The following is a 20,653-nucleotide window of genomic DNA, read 5'->3' as shown; positions in this document are numbered from 1 at the left end:
GGCGGGCGCGGCGGATTGAAGGCTACTTTCTCTTCAACAGCGCTTGACCTGCGCGAATGCGGGTGCCTTCGCCAATGCCGTCGCAGAACGCGAAATCGCCGGGCGCCAGGATGATGATGGTCGAGCCGTGCTCGAACCAGCCGAGCTCCTCGCCCTTGGTCACGTTGACGTCGCAGGGGAAATTGACGGGACCGCGCGTCTGCGCGTTCAGCACCATGTCGAGAAAGTGCAACCGGATGCTCGCGACCAGGATCGCGGCAACCGGCACCAGCGTCACGGCCTCGCCGGTCGACAAATGCGTACGGATCACCGCGCGCTCGTTCTTGCAAAAGAGACGCTCGACGCGCTTCAGCGCAATCGGGTTGACGTTCCAGACGTCGCCATGGATCAGCGTGACGCGTTCGATATGCGCATCATAGGGCGCGTGGAAGCGATGATACATGCTCGAGGTCAGCCGCAGCGTGACGAAGCTTCCGTTGCGGTGCTGGTCGACCAGGGCGGAATCGCCGACGAGGTCGAGCAGCGAATAGGGCGCGCCCTTGACCTGGAACAGCTCGGTGTCGGCGATCCGGCCGTGAGCACCGACGATGCCGTCGGACGGGCTGGCGACGACGGAGGGGTCCGGGTCGAACGGCCGCAGGCCTGGCTTGAGCTCACGCGTGAAGCAATCGTGCAGACTCTTGAAATGCGTCTTGCGCGCCTCCGACAGGTCGAGGTCGGAAAACAGCTTCCACAGCGCGATCGAGAAGTCCCGCACGAGGGGGTTCTCGATCTTGGAGAACCGGCCCATGAAGCGCGTCAGCGCCGCGCGGGGAATGCGGTTGGTCAACAGGAAGTTGAGGTCTTCCTGCTGGGTGAAAGAGGCGATGAGGGCTTTGACTGTCATGAATCTGTCAGCTCGCAGGGTTAGCGCTTGTTGTCATGGAAACGACACTCCCGATTCTCTCGATGTCCGTGGCCGCCGCAGCGTCCGCTGCCGCCGTCTTCCCGAAGCTGAAAGCGCGGATCGAACTCTCCCGCGCCAAGCACCGGTCGCTCGCCGGGCACTCCAAGATGTCGCGCCGGGTGGCAAAGCTGCTCCCGTTCTACGAGTTCGAGGGCGACAAGTATTTCGGCTGCGACGGCGCGCCTGACAACGTGGTGAAGCGGCGCAAGGACGCCTTCTTCCGTCTCGCCGCTCTCTACGCCGATCGCTACCCCAAGGGCCGCGCGATGACGAGGGAGGCGGCAGAGACGATCTCCGACCTGAACTTCACCGAGAGCTACCGCGTGCCGTTCCAGTTCTCGCGCCTCGTTCGCGAGCATCTGGGCACCTCGACCTTCATGGAATCGTCCAGCGGCGTCACCATCACGGATGTCGACGGCAACACCTCCTACGATCTCACGGGGTCGTACGGCGTCAACATCTTCGGCAACGACTTCTACAAGGAGTGCATCGAAGGCTCCGAGAAGCGCGCCCATGCGCTGGGTCCGGTGCTCGGTCCCTACCATCCCGTCATCCTCGAGAACGTGCAGCGGCTTTGCCAGATCTCCGGCCTCGACGAGGTCTCGTTCCACATGTCCGGCACCGAAGCCGTGATGCAGGCAGTTCGGCTCGCGCGTTATCACACCAAGCGCACGCATCTCGTTCGCTTCGCCGGCGCCTATCACGGCTGGTGGGGCGACGTGCAGCCCGGCGTCGGCAACCCGATCGCCGCGCATGAGACCTACACGCTCTCCGAGATGTCGGAGAAGACGCTGCATGTCCTGCGCACGCGCAAGGACATCGCCTGCGTGCTGGTCAATCCGCTGCAGGGCCTGCATCCGAATGCCAACGCGCCCGGCGATTCCTCGCTGGTCGATTCCTCCCGCGGCGGCAACTTTGACCGCGCGGCCTACACCGAGTGGCTGAAGAAGCTGCGCGAGGTCTGCGACCAACGCGGCATCGTGCTGATCTTCGACGAGGTCTTCGTCGGCTTCCGTCTCGCCGCCGGCGGCGCCCAGGAATATTTCGGCGTACGCGCCGACATGGTGACCTACGGCAAGAGCCTCGCCGGCGGCCTGCCGGTCGGCGTCGTCTGCGGCAAGCGCGAATTGATGCGTCGCTTCCGCGATGATCGTCCCGCCGACATCTGCTTTGCGCGCGGCACCTTCAACTCGCACCCCTACGTCATGACGGCGATGGACGAGTTTTTGAGCCGGCTCGCCAGCCCGAACTTCCGCGCCATCTATGACGGCCTGGAGGAGACCTGGAACGGCCGCGTCCACAAGCTCAACCAGATGATGGAGGGCGCCGGCCTGCCGGTACGCTTCGCCAACTTCTCGTCGATCTGGACGGTGAAATACACCACGCCGTCCCGCTATAACTGGATGCTGCAATACTATCTGCGCGCCGAAGGCCTCTCGTTGAGCTGGGTCGGCACCGGCCGGCTGATCTTCAGCCTCAACTACACCGACGCCGACTTCACCGAAGTCGCCGAACGCTTCGTCCGCGCGGCGCAGAAGATGAAGGCCGACGGCTTCTGGTGGCACGACGGCGTGCTTACCAACAAGAACATCAAGCGGCAGATCCTGAAAGAGATGCTGGCCAAGCGCCTTGGGCGCTGAGGCCGCAGCCCAACCGAATTGCGCCCCGAGCACCGCTCTCTCCACTCCCTCGCCCCGCTTGCGGGGCCGCGACGAGCTACGCTCGCGCTGAGAGGGTTCGGGTGAGGGGGACTCTCCGCGCGCGCGGTGAGAGTTAGTGCGCGAACCGCCACCAGTTCCCCCGCGGAGAGCCCCCCTCACCCGCACATGCGCTTCGCGCAAATGCGGCCTCTCCCCGCGCGCGGGGAGAGGCGAAGGAAGCGCCGCCGCGCGAGCAGCCCCCAAGACGTGGATGCCCGGCACAAGGCCGGGCATGACGTAACCATCAGACATCGGAGCGTTCAGTAAGGACGGCGCGCTCAGGCGTGCTGCTCTTCGAGCGTGGGCTCGCCGATGAGGCCCAGCGTGTGCTCGGGGTTGAGGTGCAGGCCGGGATCCATCAGCTCGCCGCGCATCAGGGCAAGCGGAGCCTTGCGATAGAGCATCAGATCGTGGAAGGGGTCGGTCAGGATCTTGGTCATCCAGACGAGGCCGGTCTCGACGTCCCGGATGAAGAACAGGTGCACGGTGCGGAACAGAAGACCGCCGCCGCCGATCACCAGCCAGATCTTGGCAACCTGCCGCATGAAGTCGGTCGCGGTCGCCCAGGGCGTGAACAGGCCGAACAGCGTGGGATCGACGAACAGCACCAGCGGGGACGCTGCCCAGATCGCCATCAGCACGACCTTGCGCTGAAGGTTGTAGCCGACCTTGATCTCTTCCTTGTGCTCGTGCGTCGCCTGGTTGATGTGGTCGTAGGTGTGCGGCTCGAAGAAGAAGTGACCGGCCTGGCGCGAGGTCATCGAGACCAGCCAGCCGACCAGCGCGGAGATCATGGGATCGATGAACAGCCAGACATAGGCAAAGAGGAAGCTCAGCGCGCTGACGAAGTGCAGGCTCTGATTGATGCGGCTGTGGTGATAATAGCGATGGTCGTCCCAGCGCTGGATCCGCAGCTGCTCGAGATAATTCTTGATCATGCTCTCCCCCAAAATGCTTTCGGGTACGGGATTTACAGGGATTCGATGTAGGCCGTGTGACATCATCATTTTGTCATATGACAATGTGCAGCGGCGCGATGACGCACGTGTACGCGTGAGCGGCGGATCGCGCCGCCGCTCTCACGCAGCCTTGCTCAGGCTGCCTTGGCGACGTCGACCTTGCGGAAGCGCACCAACGAGAAGTGCCCGAGCGGCGGGATCAGGCGGCGTTCGGCGAGCTCGACGCCGCGGGCACCGGCGAGCCATTTCGCGTAGCGCGACCAGGCGAACTCGGCCGTGCGGAAGCCGAGCGGACGCACCACCGGCTGGAGCCTCTGCTCGATGAAGCGGCGCATGCCGGTGTCGGCGCTGACGCGGGTCAGGATGATCAGCTCGCCGCCCGGGCGCAGCACGCGGGCGAATTCGTCGAGCGCCTTTTCCGGATTGGGCACGGCGGTGACGACATATTGCGCCATCACGACGTCGAAAGAATTGTCGGGGAATTCAAGCTTCTCGGCGTCCATCACCGCGAGGCCCTCGACGTTCTTCAGATTGCCCTCGCTGACGCGGCGGCGCGCCTTGTCCAGCATCGCTTCCGAGATGTCGGTGCCGAAGATGCGCAGGTTGGGTGCATAGAGCGGCAGCGAGATGCCGGTACCGACGCCGACTTCGAGCACGCGACCACCGATCTTGTTGGTGGCTGCGATCGCGGCTTGCCGGCCCTTGGCGAAAACGCCGCCGAACACGAGATCGTAGACGGGCGCCCAGCGGTCATAGGCCTGCTCGACCGTGCCACGGGTGAGGTCAAGCTGCTGGGTGCCGTCAAGGTTCATGATCTTAGCCATCGATGAGGTTCTCGCTGTGGGTCAAAAGCAGGATCAACCGCGCACCGGCCGCCGCGCCATGATGGGCGAGGCACGCAGGATGCGGCTGGGCTGAAGTGAGGTGAGATTGCCGACGAACTGACGCGCGCTGTTTTCCCAGGAGCGCTCCAGCGCGAAGTTGCGGCAGGTCTCACGCGACATGGTGAGCGCGCGCAGGCATGCGGCGCGCAGATCATGGTCGATCGCACCGATCGGGTGATCGGCGATGACGTCCTTCGGGCCCGTGACCGGAAACGCCGCAACCGGCGTGCCGCAGGCAAGCGCCTCGAGCTGCACCACGCCGAACGTGTCGGTCAGGCTCGGAAACACGAACACGTCGGCCGCTGCGAGATGCGCGGTGAGATCGGCACCCTTCTTCTCGCCGAGGAAGACTGCGCCGGGATATTTCTTTTCGAGCGCCGCCTTCTGCGGACCGTCGCCGACGACCACCTTGGTGCCGGGCAGGTCGAGCGAGAGGAACGCTTCGAGATTTTTCTCCACCGCCACACGTCCCATCGTCATGAAGATGGGACCCGGCAGACCGAGCTTCGCCGGACTGTCAGGATGGAACAGCTCGGTGTTGACGCCGCGCGTCCAGAAGCCGAGCCGCTTGAAGCCGCGCTCGGACAGCTCCTGCCGCAGCGAAGGCGTCGCCACCATGGTCATGGCGGCGGCATCGTGGAAGTGGCGCAGCACGGCATAGCCGACATTCGCGGGGATGCCGGTCCGCACCGAGACATATTCGGGAAAGCGCGTCGTATAGGACGTGGTGAAGGCGAGCCGGTTGCGGCGGCAATAGGCCCGTGCGGCCCAGCCGATCGGGCCTTCCGTTGCGATATGCAGCGCGTCCGGCGCCGCCTTCTCGATCCGCCGCGCGATCTCCTTCTGCGAAGGCAGCGCGATGCGCAGGCCGGGATAGGTCGGCAGCGGCCAGGATGGAAAGCCGTCCGGGGTGAGGAAGTCGATCTCGACGTCGAGCGCCTTGGCTGCATTCGCCAGCGAGGTCAGCGTCCGCACCACGCCGTTGACCTGCGGATGCCAGGCGTCAGTCGCGATTAATACCCGCATGGGAAAATCCCGAGAGTTTGATGATTCTCGGCTTAGGACCATCAACCACGGATATTTCAGGCGTGTGACGTCATCGAAGTGTCGGCGGACTGTTTTGTTCGTTAACGGGCCGGCACGGCCACGAAACTGTCATGAAACAATCCTTGCCGCGACGAAACCGTTTTCGGTTTTCCGCGCAAATGTCCCGAAACGTTTTGCCGTTAGGAGTTTGGGCAACGGAGCACCGAAACGGTGCCACGGTGTTCAAAAACACCGAGCAAACAGGGGCGATCAAATGTTCAATCTGGACACGTTCAAGACGTATTCGCGCGCCGTTGCGGTCAGTGCAGTCGCGATCTCCGCGATCGCATTCGCAGGTGCAGCCAAGGCCGCACCCGTGCAGCTCTTCCCCTTCTTCCAGCCACTGCCGCCGATGGTCGCGCCGCAGCCGCTGCAGCCTTACCAGCCCTACCAGGCGCCAACCTATCAGACCGAACCGTCCGAGGATCAGGACCAGGTCGAGATGCCGGCCCGCTTCCGCCGCCAGACCGTCTCCTACGCAACGCGCGAAGCGCCGGGCACGATCATCATCGATACGCCCAACACCTACCTCTACTACGTGCTCGGCAATGGCCAGGCGCTGCGCTACGGCATCGGCGTCGGCCGCGACGGCTTCACCTGGTCCGGCATCCAGTCGGTGAGCCGGAAGGCCGAGTGGCCGGCCTGGACTCCGCCGCCGGAGATGATCGCCCGCCAGCCCTATCTGCCGCGCCACATGGCCGGCGGTCCCGGCAACCCGCTCGGCGCCCGCGCCATGTATCTCGGCGGCACCATCTACCGCATCCACGGCACCAACGCCCCTGAGACCATCGGCAAGCGCGTCTCGTCCGGCTGCATTCGCTTGACCAATGATGACGTCACCGACCTCTACTCCCGCGTCAACGTCGGCACCAAGGTGATCGTGCTGCCGATGACGGAGCGAAGAGCGGAGCTCGGAGCCGCGACGCGCTAAGCGGCAGGACATTGTGACGCAAACGGCCCCGGAACCCACCGGGGCCGTTGTCGTTTGCCCTCCACATCCCAACGCGCGCGTGCTGCGGCGCGATCCCCGATGGAGGCGCAGATGCAATCACGCCAGCAATCCTCGCCAAGCCCATGGCCGCACGCGATCGCCGGCGCCGGAGCACTGGCGCTGCTCCTGTCCGCGTCCTTGTCGCTTGCACAGCAGCCGGCGGGCGACGCCGCGGCCCAGCAGGCCTTCAACAATTCCTGCCGCACCTGTCACTCCGTGAAGGAGGGCGACAATCGCCTCGGTCCCAATCTCAACAAGATCGTCGGACGCAAGGCCGGCTCGCTGCCGAACTACAACTACTCGTCGTCAATGAAGGAAGCCGGCTTCGACTGGGACCAGGACAAGCTCACCCGCTTCATGGTCAAGCCGGACGAGGTCGTGTCCGGCAACAAGATGCAGCCTTACGGCGGCGTCTCGGCTGACGAAGCGGGTAAGATCGTTGCTTATCTGCAAGCTGCTTCGCAGTAACAACCCGGGGCGGGGCCGGGTCGCTTTCATTTGGCATCGGTGATCGGGCCACGCTCGTCTCGAAGGACAAGGCGGGCACGACGCGGCGTCTACCGCCCCCTCATCGCCGCTCCGCAAGCAGTCTCAACCACGCCGCCGAGTGAAACGCGCTCATCAAGAGATACATTGGCACCATCCCGCCGAGCACGGACCCGTGCCCGGCGGCGCACAGCAAGTCCGCCGGACCGTCGCCGAGCATGGCCGTCAGCACGGCCATGATCGCGAAGGTCGGCGTGGCCGCCAGCCCCAGCCATCTGGCGAGGTGACGCGCGGCCACCACGCCGTCGCGGCTGGCAGCGGCCGCGCTGACGGGAGAGGTCATTTCCGTTCTCCCGCGGCCTCCTCGCGAAAAGCCTTCTCGCCGGCGTCCGATATCTCCACCCACTTCTTGTCCGGCGCGGCGCCTTCCGCGTAGCTGTCGTGCCAGTTCCACCATTTGTAGGTCGGCGTCTGCGGATAGCCCTTCGGCGAGTCCTCCCACACCTCCTGCCGGCCGAGCGGCGTGATGTCGAGATAGTTCCAGGTGCCGCCCATCTGCTCGTCGCCGCGGCTCTTGACGAAGTAGGTGCGGAAGATGCGCGTCCCGTCGCGAAGGAACACGTTCGTCCCGTGCCATTCATCGACGCCGAAATCGGCGTCGAAACTGTCGGTGATGGTGACCCACGGCATGGTCCAACCCATCCGCTGCTTCAACCTGGCGATGTCGGCCTGCGGCGCGCGCGAGGCGAAGACGAGCGTGGTATCGCGGGCGTTCAAATGCGCGACATGGGCGACCTGGTCGGCAACCATGGAGCAGCCGCGGCAGGCGTGATCGGGCCAGCCGAACACCCCCGGCTCGAAGAACGCCCGGTAGACGATCAGCTGCCGCCGGCCTTGAAATAGGTCGACCAGACTGACCTTGCCGCCAGGGCCCTCGAACGCATAGGTTTTGTCCACCGCCATCCACGGCATGCGCCGGCGCTCGGCGGCCAGGGCATCGCGGGCATGGGTATGGGCCTTTTCCTTCACGAGCAGTTGCAGACGGGCCGCCTCCCAGTCCTGCGGCGACACCACCGGCGGCGTTTGCATGGCGGGCTGTCCGCTAGTCCCTGCGTTTTGAACTGATGTCATGATGTCTCTCCAAATCTGTTGCTTCGGCCGTCATTCCGCGCCGCGTCATGACGGACGCGGAACCTCCCGCCCCTCACCGCACATTGTCGGCCGTCAACGATTACTGGCACCTCGCGGTTGCGCGGTGGGAGTAACAAGTGTGGCGGGATTGACATGGAATCGCTGATCACGGCCGCCGCGCGGGCGCTCGAGGCCGGCGATCCGCTCGGCGCGCTGAACCGCGTTGCGCTGCGCAACGACGCGCCCTCGCTGGCGCTGCGCGGCATCGCGATGGCACAGCTCGGCGATCTCGCGAAGGCGAAGTCGCTGCTGCGCAGCGCCGCGCGTGCGTTCGGTCCGAGAGAGGCGGTGGCGCGCGCAAGATGCGTAGTGGCCGAAGCCGAGATCGCGCTCGTCTCGCGCGATCTGAGCTGGCCGGTGAAGACGCTCGCGGCGGCACGCGCGACGCTCGACAGGCACGGCGACCTCGCCAATGCCGCCCATGCGGGTCATATCGAAGCGCGCCGTCTCCTCCTCCTCGGCCGCGTCGACGAAGCCGAGCATGCATTGGCCGAGCTCATCACCTCCCCGCTCCCGCCGGCATCGCAAGTCGTCCGCGAGCTCGTGATCGCCGGCATCGCCATCAGGCGGCTCAGGACGAAAGATGCGCGCGCCGCGCTCGACCGCGCGGCACGTGCGGCGCGCCTCGCCGGCATTCCCGCGCTCGCGGCGGAGGTCGAAAGCGCGAACCTCGTGCTCGACACGCCCGCGGCCCGCCTGATCGCGCGCGGCGAGGAGCATCCGCTGTTGCTTGGACAGGTCGAAGCGCTGGGGGCCTCGAGCGCGCTCGTCGTGGACATGTTCCATCACACCGTTCGCATGGGAGGCATCGTCGTGTCGCTCGGAACGCGGCCGGTGCTGTTCGCGCTTGCCCGCTCCCTGGCGCAGGCGTGGCCGGCGGACGTGTCACGAGAGGCGTTGATGGCCGCGGCGTTTCGGGCGAGGCACGTCGATGAATCACATCGCGCCCGGCTCCGGGTCGAGATCGGCCGGCTCCGCGCCAAGCTCAAGCCTCTCGCCGGTGTCAGCGCAACGAAGCAAGGCTTTTCGCTGACCCCGCGCAAGACGCGAGACGTTGTCGTGCTGGCGCGGCCGGTCGAGGAGAAGCACGCCACCGTCCTCGCCCTCCTCTCCGATGGCGAGCCGTGGTCGAGCTCGGCGCTCGCACTCGCGCTCGCCACGAGCGCGCGGACGGTGCAGCGAGCGCTTGAAGAGCTGGCGCGCTCGAACAAGGTGCAGTCCTTCGGACACGGTCGCGCGCGGCGCTGGATGACCCCGCCCGTTCCGGGTTTCCCGACAGGCTTGTTACTCCCCGGACCATTCCTGAAGACGTAGGATGAGATCAGGTCACATCCACAGGGATCGAGCACATGAAGCGTTCAGCTGCCGAGATCGTCAGGGAATACGGGCCCTTTGCGGGCGTCGAAGCCGTGCATGGCGTCACCTATGACGGCAAGCATGTCTGGTTCGCATCGGGCGACAAGTTGAACGCGATCGATCCGGCCGACGGCAAGATCGCGCGCTCCATCGATATCGCCGCGCATGCGGGGACGGCATTCGACGGCCGGCACCTGTTCCAGATCGCCGAGGATCGCATTCAGAAGATCGATGCCGCCACCGGCAAGGTGCTCGGCACGATCCCTTCACCCGGCGGCGGTGGCGATTCCGGATTGGCCTGGGCCGAAGGGTCGCTCTGGGTCGGTCAATATCGCGAGCGCAAGATCCATCAGGTCGATCCCGAAACGGGAAAGGTCCTTCGCACCATCGAGAGCAAGCGCTTCGTGACCGGCGTGACCTGGGTCGACGGCGAACTCTGGCATGGCACCTGGGAGAACGAAGAGAGCGACGTGCGACGGATCGACCCCGAGACGGGCAAGGTGCTCGAGCAGCTCGACCTGCCCGCCGGGACGATGGTTTCAGGCTTGGAGTCCGACGGCGGCGACCGCTTCTTCTGCGGTGGCGGCGATCGCGGCAATGTGAGAGCCGTCCGCCGTCCGCGACGCAGCTAGCCCTGGGATGACGGCTTGAATGTGCGGCAACATGGGTTCGCGGCCGTTAACCCATTCGCCCCAATTCCACCCCATCCTTGCGCTCTAGCGCCCTTCTCGCCTGCCCTGTAGACTCCCATCCCGGGGCCGGGCTTGGGGGATTGATGCGACTGACGTTGAATCTGAAGACCATCCTGATCGCCGTCGTGGTGCTCGCGGGGTCGTTTTTCATCAGCCTGAAGGCGATGGACTTCCTGTCGCCGCGCGCGACCAATTCGGCGCCGCCGGTCGCGCAACTACCGCCGCTGCCGCCCGTCTCGAAGAGCTCGATCGTGATCGCGCCGGTCGCGATCGCGCTGTCGGCGATCCGGGACCAGGCCGAGAAAGCCTCGCCGCGCAACTTCGCGGGAAAGGCCGACAACCCGATCTCGCAGATCCTGGAGAACGCCGACATCGGCTGGTCCGCAGTCCGCGGTCCGATGTCGGCCGCAGGCGACAAGGACGTGCTGACGCTGTCGACGCCGCTCACCGGCAAGCTCAACGTCACGGGCTCGCTGTCCTCCAAAGCCACCGGCGCGCTCGGCGACGCGCTCGGCAGCGTGCTCGGCGGCGACGCGGCGAAACGGATCGGCGCGGTCAACATCAAGAACCTGAATGCCAGCGCCGAGATCAGGGGCAACGTGGTCGTCACCTCGCGTCCAAAGCTCGCCGCCGCCTGGCATCTCGAACCCAATCTCGGCGCCCAGGTCAATCTCGGCGATACCAACCTCAACGTCGCCGGCGCCAAGGTCAACGTGCCAGCGCAAGTGAAGCCGCTGATCGACAAGAATGTCGGCGAGCAGATCAACATCGTCTCCGAGCGCATCCGCAACGATCCGAGCCTGCGCGAGAATGCGAAAGTGCAATGGGCCAAGGCGTGCCGCTCGATCCCGCTGCAAGGCTCGGGCTCGTCGGCCGCACTGCCACCGCTCTGGCTCGAGATGAAGCCGGTGCGGGCGATCGCGGCGCAGCCGCGCGTCGACGCGCGGGCCGTGACGCTGCTGCTCGGCCTTGAGGCCGAGACGCGCGTGACCTCGGCGCCGACCAAGCCTGAATGCCCGTTCCCCGACAAGATCTCGATCGTGCCGCCGACGGGCACGGGCGTGAACATCGGCGTGCCGATCGACGTGCCCTTCACCGAGATCAACAAGCTGATCGCGGCGCAGATGGTCGGCCACACCTATCCCGAGGACGGCTCCGGCCCGGTCGACGTCACCGTCAAGAGCGTCAACGTGATCCCCTCGGGTGACCGCCTGCTGATCTCGCTGCTGGTGCGCGCCAAGGAGAAGAAGAGCTGGTTCGGCCTCGGTGCCGAGGCGACCGTGCACATCTGGGGCCGGCCGGTGCTCGACCAGGCGCAACAGACGCTGCGGCTCGCCGACATCCAGCTCGCGGTGGAATCCGAGGCCGCATTCGGCCTGCTTGGCGCCGCCGCACGCGCCGTGGTGCCGCAGATGCAGCAGGCGCTGGTGCAGAACGCGACACTTGATTTGAAGCCGATCGCAGCCAACGCCCGCGAGAAGATCGCCGCCGCGATCGCCGACTACCAGAAGAGCGAGGACGGTCTCAAGGTCGAGGCCAAGATCGATAGCCTGACCCTCGCCGACATCGCCTTCGATTCGAAGACGTTGCGTGTCGTTGCGGAAGCCGGCGGCTCGCTGAACGTATCGGTGACGAAGCTGTCGGGGATGTAGGCACGCCTTCACTCACCGGGCCCGCGCGCATCTTCGTCGTTTGGGCCGCTGGCATTCTCGTTGGAGGGTGCTAAGCTGGTCCTCAATCTCAAACGAAGTGCTGACAGCACGGCAGCGGGGCAACGCGAGGACAATATGGAAGCCGGCATGGTCACGCCTGCGCCGGCACTGGTGCGCTTTTCCGGCATTCAGAAGACCTATGATGGCGAGCACCTCGTGGTGAAGAACCTCGATCTCGAAATCAAAAAGGGCGAGTTCGTCACCCTGCTCGGCCCGTCGGGCTCGGGCAAGACGACCACGCTGATGATGCTGGCCGGCTTCGAGGTCCCGACCCATGGCGAGATCTACCTCGCGGAACGGCCGATCAAGAACATGCCGCCGCATAAGCGCGACATCGGCATGGTATTCCAGAACTATGCCTTGTTTCCGCATCTGACGATCGCGGAGAATATCGCCTTCCCGCTATCCGTTCGCAAGATCGGCAAGGCGGAAGCGCAGGAGCGCGTCAGGGCGGCGCTGCGTATGATCAAGATGGAAACCCTGGCGAACCGGCGGCCCGGGCAGCTGTCCGGCGGTCAGCAGCAACGCGTGGCGCTGGCGCGCGCGCTGGTTTTCAACCCGCAGCTCGTGCTGATGGACGAACCCTTGGGCGCCCTGGACAAGCGCTTGCGGGAACAGATGCAACTGGAGATCAAGCAACTGCACGAGACGATGGGCATCACCGTCGTCTACGTCACCCACGATCAGAGTGAAGCGCTCACCATGTCGGACCGCATTGCCGTGTTCAACGACGGCATTGTGCAGCAGATCGACACGCCCGATGCGCTGTACGAGCATCCGGTAAACAGCTTCGTCGCCCACTTCATCGGCGAGAACAATGTGCTGGCCGGCACCGTCGAGACGGTCGAACAAAACTATTGCCGCGTCGCGCTCGCCGGTGGCGGTGCCGTGACCGCGCGGGCGGTCAACGTATCCGGCGCAGGCGCATCGACGTCCCTGTCGGTGCGACCGGAGCGGATCTCCATCATCCCGGACGGCACCTCCGGCGACGGACCGAACCGCCTGCCGGCCAGGGTGCAAAGCACCATCTATCTCGGGGACCACGCGCTGGCCGTACTCGATGTCGCCGGCAACCGGGAATTCATTGTCAAGCTTCAGCCGGACGCACATGACAACCTGGGACATGGCGACAGCGTGTTCATCACCTTCCGCCCCGAGGACTGCCTGGCCCTCGATCCCGTCTGATCCAACGCTGCAGCCATTCTTCAACACGAGCGAACCGACATCGATCCACCTCAACGCAACTCACACGAAGGGACAAAGACCATGCTGAAGCGCAAGATTGGCAAGATTGGCAAGATCGCGTTGGGTTTCGCCGCGGCGCTCACTGCCGGTGCGGCGCTGACGACGGCCGGGCAGGCGCGTGACCTCACCGTCGTGTCGTGGGGCGGCGCGTATCAGGATGCCCAGAAGAAGGTCTATTTCGAGCCGTTCAAGAAGGCAGCCGGCCTTCCGATGAACGACGAGTCCTGGGACGGCGGCATCGGGGTGCTGCGCGCCAAGGTGCAGGGTGGCGCCGCCACCTGGGATCTCGTCCAGGTCGAGAGCGACGAGCTCGCGGTCGGCTGCGAGGAAGGCCTGTTCGAAAAGATGGACTATTCCAGGATCGGCGGCGAGGCCGCCTATATCCCGCCGGCAGTCAATCCCTGCGGCGTCGGCGCCATCCTCTACGACTTCGTTCTCGGCTACGACAAGGACAAGCTGAAGACAGCCCCCAACGGCTGGGCCGACTTCTTCGACACCAAGAAGATTCCGGGCAAGCGCGGCCTGCGTCAGGGTCCGAAGACCACGCTGGAGATCGCCCTCATGGCTGACGGCGTCGCGCCGAAGGATGTCTACAAGGTGCTGGCCACCGACGAAGGCATCGATCGCGCCTTCAAGAAGCTGGACACCATCAAGAGCGACATCGTCTGGTGGAAGGCCGGCGCCCAACCACCGCAATTGCTCGCTTCCGACGAGGTGGCCATGACCTCGGTCTACAACGGCCGCATCGATACCGCGAACAAGAACGAAAAGAAGAATTTCGGCATGGTGTGGGACGGAGCGCTATTCACGCTCGACAGCTGGGTCATCCTGAAGGGGAGCCCGAACAAGGACGCGGCCTACAAGTTCCTGGATTTCGCAGGCAAGCCGGAGAACCAGTCAAAACTGTCGGAGAACATTGCTTATGGCACCTCGAACAAGGACGCAGCCGCCCGGCTGCAGCCCGCCGTTCTGAAGGATCTGCCGACAGCGCCTGACAACATCAAGAACGCGGTCGAGATCAACGTTGGCTTCTGGCTCGAGAACATCGACCGCCTGACCGAGCGCTTCAACAAATGGGCCGCGAAATAGCGCGCGACGGAACCGGCGTGCGGCGCAAGTAGAGGGAAAAACGTGGCGGATCGCTTGCCCGCGGCACATCCTTCGAGACGCCCGCCTACGGCGGGCCCTCAGGATGAGGTTTGAGTCTGTGGCAGCGACTTTACAAGCGCCGTTGTCGATGAGCCTCATCCTGAGGAGACCGCGAAGCGGTCGTCTCGAAGGACGAGGCGCTTGCTCAGGCCGCTCCGAAAGGGCACATGCGATTGCCCTGCCTGAAATGGCGAGGGATGTCCGGTCAAAGAGGCTCAATCCATGACGGCCGCGTCTGTGACCGGCGCCGACGCCCCGACCGAAGTGCCGCTCAAGCGCCGTCTGAAGCGGGCCGAGCGGGCGCGCCAGCTCAAGGCATTGGCACTGGTTCTGCCGCTTCTGCTGTATCTGCTCTTCACCTTCGCAGGCCCCATCGCCGGCATGCTGTGGCGCTCGGTCGACGACCGGGAGGTACGCCAGATCCTGCCCCAGACCGTCGCTGCTCTCGCCGGCTGGGACGGCAAGGACCTGCCGAACGAAAGCGCCTACGCGGCACTGGCCAGCGATATCCTGGCGGCGCGCGCCTCCGGCACCATGGCCATCGCCGCCAAGCGGCTGAACTACGCCCTCAACGGCTTCCGCACGATCCTGACCAGCACTGCACGCAATCTGAAGGCGGTGCCGGAGCCCGGCACGGCCAAGGAGACGCTGGGCAAGATCAATCCGGCCTGGCGCGAACGCGCGACATGGACGACGATCAAGGATGCCAGCGGCCCATTGACCGGTTTCTACCTGCTGGCGGCGCTCGACCTCGTCAGGAACGTGGACGGCGCGATCGTCGCGGCCGCGCCGGATCAGGCCATTTACCGCAGCGTCTTCGCCCGCACCTTCATCATCAGCCTCAGCGTCACGGCACTCTGCCTGATCCTTGGCTTCCCGGTCGCCTACCTCTTGGCGACGCTGCCGCCCGGCCGGTCGAACCTGCTGATGATCTTCGTCCTGCTACCGTTTTGGACTTCGCTTCTGGTCCGCACCTGCGCCTGGATCGTGCTGTTGCAGAGCAAGGGCGTCGTGAACGACAGCCTGCACTGGCTTGGCATCATCGACGAGCCGTTGCGGCTGATCTACAACCGCTTCGGTGTCTGCGTGGCAATGACCCACGTTCTCCTGCCGTTCATGATCCTGCCGCTGTACAGCAGCATGAAGGCGATCTCGCCTGCCTACATGCGTGCCGCCGCCTCGCTCGGTGCGCCGCCGGTCACCGCCTTCCTGCGGATCTACCTGCCGCAAACACTGCCCGGTATCGGCGCGGGAAGTCTGCTCGTCTTCATCCTGGCGCTCGGCTACTACATCACACCGGCGCTCGTCGGCGGCGCCGCCGACCAGATGATCAGCTACTTCATCGCGCTCTACACGACCGAGACGGCCAATTGGGGCCTTGCCTCGGCATTGGGTGCGGTGTTGCTGCTGGCCACTGTTCTGCTCGCTCTCCTTTACGGCAAGCTGGTGCAGGGACAGCAGGTCACGGGGGGCATGAAGAATTGAGCGATTATTCCTCCCTCCGCACGCCCAGCCAGCGCGTCGCGTGGACTGCGACCATCGTCATCTCCACGCTGGTGTTCATCTTCCTGATCGCGCCAATCCTGGCGATCATGCCGCTGTCCTTCAGCTCAGGCTCCTACTTGACCTATCCGCTGCCCGGGCTCTCCTTGCGCTGGTACGACGATTTCATCAATTCGCCGCGCTGGATGAGTTCGCTGAAGAACAGCATGATCATAGGCGTCGCCTCGACGGTGCTGTCCATGGTGCTCGGCACATTGGCCGCGCTGGGGCTGGCGCAGTGGAAGAGCCGGCTCAAACCGCTCGTGCTGGCCTTCGTGCTGTCGCCGGTCGTCGTGCCCGGCGTCATCACCGCGGTCGGTCTCTATTTCTTCTTCGCCCCGATCGGACTGACGGGCAGCTATCTCGGCTTGATACTAGCCCACACCGCGCTGGCGACGCCCTTTGTGGTGATCACGGTCGGCGCGACCCTGCAAAGCTTCGACACCAATCTGGTGCGCGCCGCCGCCTCACTCGGCGCCTCGCCGCTCTACGCGTTCCGCCGCGTGATCCTGCCGCTGATCATGCCTGGCCTCGCGTCGGGCGCGCTGTTCGCCTTCGCGACCAGCTTCGACGAAGTGGTGATCGTGCTGTTCATGGCAGGTCCCGAGCAGCGCACCCTGCCGCGCGAGATGTTCGCCGGCATCCGCGAGAACATCAGCCCGACGATCACGGCCGCAGCGGTGATTCTGACGACGGTATCGGTCATCCTCCTCGCCACCATGGAAGGCTTGCGCCGGCGCAACGAACGGCTCAAGGGCAGCAGCGGCTGACCTGCCCCACTGTCATTCCGGGGCGCGCGAAGCGCGAGCCCGGAATCCATCGGGCCGAGGCGACGGTGGATGAATGGATTCTCAGATGCGCAATTGCGCATCGTAGCTCGCGCCCAAGAGTGCGCGCCCCGGAATGACGCGAGCCCCCCTACTTATTGCTCAACCCTCCTCACGCATCCCTGGCTTTGCTCCCGCGACCGATTGTCGCTAAAACGTCCCTGCAACAACGCCCGAACAAAAACACACAGGGAGAAACAGCATGCAAAAACTCATCGCGGCCGTCGCAGCCGGCCTCGCTCTGGCCGCAACATCCGGCGCCGCGCAGGCGCAGATTTCCGACGATGTCGTCAAGATCGGCGTGCTCACGGACATGTCGAGCCTCTATGCGGATGCGACTGGCAAGGGCTCGCTCGCCGCCGTCGAGATGGCGGTCGCCGATTACGGCGCCAAGGTTGCGGGCAAGCCCGTGCAGGTCGTCGCGGCCGATCACCAGAACAAGCCCGACGTCGGCGTCAACATCGCCCGCAACTGGTACGACAACGACAAGGTCGACGCGATCTTCGACGTGCCGACATCCTCGGTGGCGCTGCCGATCTCGGCGCTGACGCGCGAGAAGAACAAGATCAACATCAATTCCGGCGGCGGCTCGTCCGACATCACCGGCGTCGCCTGCTCGCCCAACACGGTGCACTGGACCTACGACACCTATGCGCTGTCGAACGTCGCCGGCAAGGCGATGGTCAAGCGCGGCGAGGACTCCTGGTTCTTCGTCACCGCCGACTACGCCTTCGGCATGGCGCTCGAACGCGACGCCGCCAACGTGGTCAAGGAGAGCGGCGGCAAGGTGCTCGGCGACGTCCGCCACCCGCTCAACTCGTCGGACTTCTCCTCTTTCCTTCTCCAGGCCCAGGCCTCCAAGGCCAAGGTGGTCGCGCTGGCGAATGCCGGCGGCGACACCACCAACGCGCTGAAGCAGGCTTCCGAGTTCGGCCTGACCCAGGGCGGCCAGAAGATGATCGCGCTGCTCCAAGAGATCACCGACACGCATTCACTCGGCATCAAGGCGACGCAAGGCCTGATCGTCACCGACGCCTTCTACTGGGACATGAACGATGAAACGCGCGCCTTCTCGAAGCGCTTCAACGAGAAGGTTGGGCACATGCCGACCATGATCCAGGCCGGCCTTTATTCGGCGACCATGCACTATCTGAAGGCGATCGAGGCCATCAAGACCGACGAGGCGCCGAAGGTGATGGCGCAGATGCGTGCGACGCCGGTCAACGACTTCTTTGCGAAGAACGGCAAGATTCGCATCGACGGCCGCATGGTCCACGACATGTATCTGTTCGAGGTCAAGAAGCCCGAGGAATCCAAGGGCGAGTGGGACCTCTACAAGCTGATCGCCACCGTGCCCGGCGACGAGGCGTTCCGTCCGCTCGACAAGGGCGGCTGCCCGCTGGTGACGCACTGAGAGTCTTCTCCCTCTCCCCGCTTGCGGGGAGAGGGTTGGGGTGAGAAGGAGTCTCCACAGGGACGGCGCCAGTTGGATTCGTGGAGAGTCCCCCCTCACCCGGATTGCATCTTCGATGCAATCCGACCTCTCCCCGCAAGCGGGGCGAGGTTGGAAAGGACACGACAGCGCGCCCGGCGAAAACCAGGCGCGCTTCGTTCAATCGTTTAGAAGCCCATTACTCCGAGTACTTGAACTGCGGCATGTTCTTCAGCTCGTCCTTGCTGGCGTTGAACACGGCGTGGTCCGGATACCATTTGGACGTTGACGACGTCGTGGTCGCAGCGGGCTTGTTGTCGGTGCCGGTCGCAGCGCCCGTGGTGGTGGTCGCGGCGGGCTTGGCGCCCGGATTCGTGCCGGTGCCGGTGTAGGCGACGGCCTCGTTGACGAACTTCAACTTCTCATAGGGCACGGCGACGAGATGCTCGCCCATGCCGAGGAAGCCGCCGACGCCGATCACGGCAATCTTGATGTCGCCGCTCTTGTCCATCAGCAGGTCATTGATCGTGCCGATGTTCTCGTTGGCCTCGTTGTACACCTTCAGGCCGTCCATCTTGGACGTACGCCACTGGCCGGACGCGGTTGTCGTCGTGGCGGTGGCCGCGGTCGGCGCCTTGTCGGTGGTGACGGTCGGATTTTGCGCAAACGCGGCGGTTGCAAGCAGGGCGGCGCCGGCGAGGCCGGCGGCGATCGATTTCGTCAGCATGTTGTCCTCTCCTCTTCACGAAACCTCATGCGGAGAAAACAGCGCTGATCACGCGCAGTTCCTTGTGCGCGGCAATTTCGTCGCGCGATACGCGAGTGCGAAAATCTCGCAAGGCTAGTTCCTGCGTCACTCAGGAACATTTTGCGGCGCACGGTTCCTCGCCGACGATCGTGCTCCCTGGGTGAAGCAGACCGCGGCGAGGAAACGCGCCGACCTGGGTCACTCAGGTCAGCTCTTGTAGTCGATCAGCAGCGCGGAGAAGCCTGAGCCGCTCGAGGAGCCCGTCGCGCCCCCATTGGCGCCGTAGGACGACGCCGACGATTGCGACTGCTGGAGCGCCTGGAGGAATTGCTGGAGGATCTCGGCCGTCGTCTGGTCACTGGACGAGCTGCTGGTCGAGTCCGTGGAGGACGAATCCGAGCTGCTGTCGTCCGGCGGCGGACCGGGCGGCGGTCCGCCTGCACCACCGGGTCCACCCGCTCCGCCGGGACCGTTCGCGAAGGTGGACTGAAACACGCTCTTCAGCTCCTCAGCCTGGTCCGACGTCAGCGTCCCGTTCGACACCTCGTTCGAGATGAGGTCGTCGATCTTCGACTGCATCTCGTCCTTGGAGGGACGCGTGCCGCTCGACTGGTCGCTGGACCGGCTCTGCTGGAGCGCCGTGTCGATATCGGTCAGCGCCGTCGAGAGCGCGGACTGGTCCGACGACGAGATCGTGCCGGCGGAGACTTGCGATTGCAATTCCTGCTGCAGCCGCTGCAGCGGCGACTGGTAGCTGCCGGCGGAGGCCGCCGAAATCGAGGTCATGATGGCTCCGTGGATATTGCGGGGTTTCGTGGCGAACGGCGGCACGGTATGGTTAACGGCCTTAACGAGATCTTGCCGCTCCACTGCCCGGTCATGTCCCGGCATTGCGGCATGGCCTCTGGAAACACTCTGCAACAAAAATCTTCGCCATTTGGCCCGAATCTTGGACAAACAAAGCGCATGGCCATTCCCAATCCCAACATCCTGGTCGTCGAGGACGACCGCGAAACCCGGACGTTGATTGCGAAATACCTGCGCAACAACGCCTGCAACGTCACCGCCGTGAGCGACGGCCGCGAGATGTCGCGCGCGATGGCCGACCATCGCGTCGACCTGATCATCCTCGACGTCATGCTGCCGGGCGAGGACGGCCTCAGCCTCTGCCGCAAGGTGCGTTCGGAGGCGCAGACGCCGATCATCATGCTGACCGCGCGCGGCGAGGACGTCGACCGCATCGTCGGCCTCGAGATGGGCGCGGACGACTATCTGCCGAAGCCGTTCAACCCGCGCGAGCTGCTCGCCCGCATCAACGCGGTGCTGCGCCGTCAGGCTGCGGCGCAAGCCGCGAGCTCGATCGAAGGCGCCTCCACGCTCGCCTTCGAGGGCTGGCGCATCGACCTACGCCTGCGCGAATTGCGCAATCCCGAAGGCGCGCGCGTCGCGGTGACCAGCGCCGAGTTCGACCTGCTGAGGACGTTCTGCGAACGGCCCGGCCGCGTGCTGTCGCGCGACAGCCTGCTCGACCTCACGCAGGGGCGCAACACCGGCTCGTTCGAGCGCTCCATCGACGTGCTGGTCAGCCGCATCCGCCGCAAGATCGAGCCCAATCCGGCCGATCCCACCATCATCAAGACGGTGCGCTCCGGCGGCTATCTGTTCACGCCGAGAACCGAGGCGGTGACCGCACCCCTGAGCAGCTGA

General features: G+C 64.9%; 20 protein-coding genes. 12 read left to right on the top strand and 8 right to left on the bottom strand.

From position 1 onward, the window contains the following. Positions 1-22: 22 nt before the first annotated feature. The gene (asd, locus tag NLM27_RS01630) at positions 23-886 is read right to left on the bottom strand and encodes an archaetidylserine decarboxylase (protein ID WP_254141675.1); all 864 of its coding nucleotides are present in this window, start codon (positions 884-886) and stop codon (positions 23-25) included. A 35-nt stretch (positions 887-921) separates the two neighbouring features. On the opposite strand from asd, the gene NLM27_RS01625 reads away from it, so the two are divergent. After that, complete coding sequence (locus NLM27_RS01625; RefSeq protein WP_254141674.1) at positions 922-2,586, top strand: aminotransferase class III-fold pyridoxal phosphate-dependent enzyme; 1,665 nt, start codon at positions 922-924, stop codon at positions 2,584-2,586. A 338-nt stretch (positions 2,587-2,924) separates the two neighbouring features. On the opposite strand, the gene NLM27_RS01620 is transcribed toward NLM27_RS01625, so the two are convergent. The 3 genes from NLM27_RS01620 to NLM27_RS01610 all read right to left on the bottom strand — a co-directional run bounded on the left by NLM27_RS01620 (position 2,925) and on the right by NLM27_RS01610 (position 5,515). Then, the gene (locus NLM27_RS01620) at positions 2,925-3,584 is read right to left on the bottom strand and encodes a hypothetical protein (RefSeq protein WP_254141673.1); all 660 of its coding nucleotides are present in this window, start codon (positions 3,582-3,584) and stop codon (positions 2,925-2,927) included. A gap of 155 nt (positions 3,585-3,739) precedes the next feature. After that, positions 3,740-4,429, bottom strand: coding sequence for a class I SAM-dependent methyltransferase (locus NLM27_RS01615; protein WP_254141672.1), 690 nt, complete (start codon positions 4,427-4,429; stop codon positions 3,740-3,742). Between the two features lie 33 nt (positions 4,430-4,462). After that, positions 4,463-5,515, bottom strand: a complete 1,053-nt coding sequence (locus tag NLM27_RS01610) for a glycosyltransferase family 1 protein (protein WP_254141671.1) — start codon at positions 5,513-5,515, stop codon at positions 4,463-4,465. Between the two features lie 274 nt (positions 5,516-5,789). On the opposite strand from NLM27_RS01610, the gene NLM27_RS01605 reads away from it, so the two are divergent. Then, complete coding sequence (locus NLM27_RS01605; RefSeq protein WP_254141670.1) at positions 5,790-6,506, top strand: L,D-transpeptidase; 717 nt, start codon at positions 5,790-5,792, stop codon at positions 6,504-6,506. A gap of 111 nt (positions 6,507-6,617) precedes the next feature. Further along, positions 6,618-7,034: a cytochrome c family protein gene (locus NLM27_RS01600; protein ID WP_254141669.1), complete on the top strand. Its 417-nt coding sequence runs from the start codon at positions 6,618-6,620 to the stop codon at positions 7,032-7,034. 100 nt (positions 7,035-7,134) lie between these two features. Here the strand turns inward: NLM27_RS01600 and NLM27_RS01595 are convergent, their stop codons facing one another. Together NLM27_RS01595 and NLM27_RS01590 are read right to left on the bottom strand one after the other, a co-directional pair. Further along, on the bottom strand, positions 7,135-7,395 hold the full coding sequence (locus tag NLM27_RS01595) for a hypothetical protein (RefSeq protein WP_254141668.1): 261 nt from the start codon (positions 7,393-7,395) through the stop codon (positions 7,135-7,137). Then, entirely contained in the window at positions 7,392-8,183 is a 792-nt protein-coding gene (locus NLM27_RS01590) for a thioredoxin family protein (RefSeq protein WP_254141667.1), read from the bottom strand. Before NLM27_RS01590 ends, NLM27_RS01595 begins: the two co-directional genes overlap by 4 nt. Before the next feature lie 153 nt (positions 8,184-8,336). Between NLM27_RS01590 and NLM27_RS01585 the strand changes: the two genes are divergently transcribed. The 8 genes from NLM27_RS01585 (at position 8,337) to NLM27_RS01550 (ending at position 18,180) form a co-directional block, all read left to right on the top strand. Continuing rightward, entirely contained in the window at positions 8,337-9,557 is a 1,221-nt protein-coding gene (locus NLM27_RS01585) for a helix-turn-helix domain-containing protein (RefSeq protein WP_254141666.1), read from the top strand. A gap of 35 nt (positions 9,558-9,592) precedes the next feature. Continuing rightward, entirely contained in the window at positions 9,593-10,231 is a 639-nt protein-coding gene (locus NLM27_RS01580) for a glutaminyl-peptide cyclotransferase (RefSeq protein WP_254141665.1), read from the top strand. Positions 10,232-10,374: 143 nt separating this feature from the next. Further along, complete coding sequence (locus NLM27_RS01575) at positions 10,375-11,943, top strand: DUF4403 family protein (RefSeq protein ID WP_254141664.1); 1,569 nt, start codon at positions 10,375-10,377, stop codon at positions 11,941-11,943. Between the two features lie 135 nt (positions 11,944-12,078). Continuing rightward, the gene (locus NLM27_RS01570; RefSeq protein ID WP_254141663.1) at positions 12,079-13,188 is read left to right on the top strand and encodes an ABC transporter ATP-binding protein; all 1,110 of its coding nucleotides are present in this window, start codon (positions 12,079-12,081) and stop codon (positions 13,186-13,188) included. Between the two features lie 81 nt (positions 13,189-13,269). Further along, a complete protein-coding gene (locus NLM27_RS01565; protein ID WP_254141662.1) occupies positions 13,270-14,337 on the top strand; it encodes an ABC transporter substrate-binding protein in 1,068 nt (355 codons plus the stop codon). 282 nt (positions 14,338-14,619) lie between these two features. Further along, the gene (locus NLM27_RS01560; protein WP_254141661.1) at positions 14,620-15,882 is read left to right on the top strand and encodes an ABC transporter permease; all 1,263 of its coding nucleotides are present in this window, start codon (positions 14,620-14,622) and stop codon (positions 15,880-15,882) included. Further along, positions 15,879-16,709 carry an ABC transporter permease gene (locus NLM27_RS01555; RefSeq protein ID WP_254141660.1) on the top strand — a complete coding sequence of 277 codons (831 nt, stop codon included), beginning with the start codon at positions 15,879-15,881 and terminating at the stop codon, positions 16,707-16,709. Before NLM27_RS01560 ends, NLM27_RS01555 begins: the two co-directional genes overlap by 4 nt. Before the next feature lie 259 nt (positions 16,710-16,968). Further along, positions 16,969-18,180: an ABC transporter substrate-binding protein gene (locus tag NLM27_RS01550; protein WP_254141659.1), complete on the top strand. Its 1,212-nt coding sequence runs from the start codon at positions 16,969-16,971 to the stop codon at positions 18,178-18,180. A gap of 217 nt (positions 18,181-18,397) precedes the next feature. On the opposite strand, the gene NLM27_RS01545 is transcribed toward NLM27_RS01550, so the two are convergent. Beyond that, complete coding sequence (locus NLM27_RS01545) at positions 18,398-18,925, bottom strand: PRC-barrel domain-containing protein (RefSeq protein ID WP_254141658.1); 528 nt, start codon at positions 18,923-18,925, stop codon at positions 18,398-18,400. Positions 18,926-19,153: 228 nt separating this feature from the next. Continuing rightward, on the bottom strand, positions 19,154-19,732 hold the full coding sequence (locus NLM27_RS01540; protein ID WP_254141657.1) for a hypothetical protein: 579 nt from the start codon (positions 19,730-19,732) through the stop codon (positions 19,154-19,156). A 180-nt stretch (positions 19,733-19,912) separates the two neighbouring features. On the opposite strand from NLM27_RS01540, the gene NLM27_RS01535 reads away from it, so the two are divergent. Beyond that, entirely contained in the window at positions 19,913-20,653 is a 741-nt protein-coding gene (locus tag NLM27_RS01535; RefSeq protein ID WP_254141656.1) for a response regulator, read from the top strand.

This window comes from Bradyrhizobium sp. CCGB12, assembly GCF_024199845.1.
GTDB lineage: Bacteria > Pseudomonadota > Alphaproteobacteria > Rhizobiales > Xanthobacteraceae > Bradyrhizobium.
This window is presented reverse-complemented; position numbering and strand designations above follow the sequence as displayed.

Bases quoted from the DNA above. Each gene is read 5' to 3' on its own strand.
- asd (WP_254141675.1), bottom strand. From the start codon at position 886: ATGACAGTCAAAGCCCTCATCGCCTCTTTCACCCAGCAGGAAGACCTC.
- NLM27_RS01625 (WP_254141674.1), top strand. From the start codon at position 922: ATGGAAACGACACTCCCGATTCTCTCGATGTCCGTGGCCGCCGCAGCG.
- NLM27_RS01620 (WP_254141673.1), bottom strand. From the start codon at position 3,584: ATGATCAAGAATTATCTCGAGCAGCTGCGGATCCAGCGCTGGGACGAC.
- NLM27_RS01615 (WP_254141672.1), bottom strand. From the start codon at position 4,429: ATGGCTAAGATCATGAACCTTGACGGCACCCAGCAGCTTGACCTCACC.
- NLM27_RS01610 (WP_254141671.1), bottom strand. From the start codon at position 5,515: ATGCGGGTATTAATCGCGACTGACGCCTGGCATCCGCAGGTCAACGGC.
- NLM27_RS01605 (WP_254141670.1), top strand. From the start codon at position 5,790: ATGTTCAATCTGGACACGTTCAAGACGTATTCGCGCGCCGTTGCGGTC.
- NLM27_RS01600 (WP_254141669.1), top strand. From the start codon at position 6,618: ATGCAATCACGCCAGCAATCCTCGCCAAGCCCATGGCCGCACGCGATC.
- NLM27_RS01595 (WP_254141668.1), bottom strand. From the start codon at position 7,395: ATGACCTCTCCCGTCAGCGCGGCCGCTGCCAGCCGCGACGGCGTGGTG.
- NLM27_RS01590 (WP_254141667.1), bottom strand. From the start codon at position 8,183: ATGACATCAGTTCAAAACGCAGGGACTAGCGGACAGCCCGCCATGCAA.
- NLM27_RS01585 (WP_254141666.1), top strand. From the start codon at position 8,337: ATGGAATCGCTGATCACGGCCGCCGCGCGGGCGCTCGAGGCCGGCGAT.
- NLM27_RS01580 (WP_254141665.1), top strand. From the start codon at position 9,593: ATGAAGCGTTCAGCTGCCGAGATCGTCAGGGAATACGGGCCCTTTGCG.
- NLM27_RS01575 (WP_254141664.1), top strand. From the start codon at position 10,375: ATGCGACTGACGTTGAATCTGAAGACCATCCTGATCGCCGTCGTGGTG.
- NLM27_RS01570 (WP_254141663.1), top strand. From the start codon at position 12,079: ATGGAAGCCGGCATGGTCACGCCTGCGCCGGCACTGGTGCGCTTTTCC.
- NLM27_RS01565 (WP_254141662.1), top strand. From the start codon at position 13,270: ATGCTGAAGCGCAAGATTGGCAAGATTGGCAAGATCGCGTTGGGTTTC.
- NLM27_RS01560 (WP_254141661.1), top strand. From the start codon at position 14,620: ATGACGGCCGCGTCTGTGACCGGCGCCGACGCCCCGACCGAAGTGCCG.
- NLM27_RS01550 (WP_254141659.1), top strand. From the start codon at position 16,969: ATGCAAAAACTCATCGCGGCCGTCGCAGCCGGCCTCGCTCTGGCCGCA.
- NLM27_RS01545 (WP_254141658.1), bottom strand. From the start codon at position 18,925: ATGCTGACGAAATCGATCGCCGCCGGCCTCGCCGGCGCCGCCCTGCTT.
- NLM27_RS01540 (WP_254141657.1), bottom strand. From the start codon at position 19,732: ATGACCTCGATTTCGGCGGCCTCCGCCGGCAGCTACCAGTCGCCGCTG.
- NLM27_RS01535 (WP_254141656.1), top strand. From the start codon at position 19,913: ATGGCCATTCCCAATCCCAACATCCTGGTCGTCGAGGACGACCGCGAA.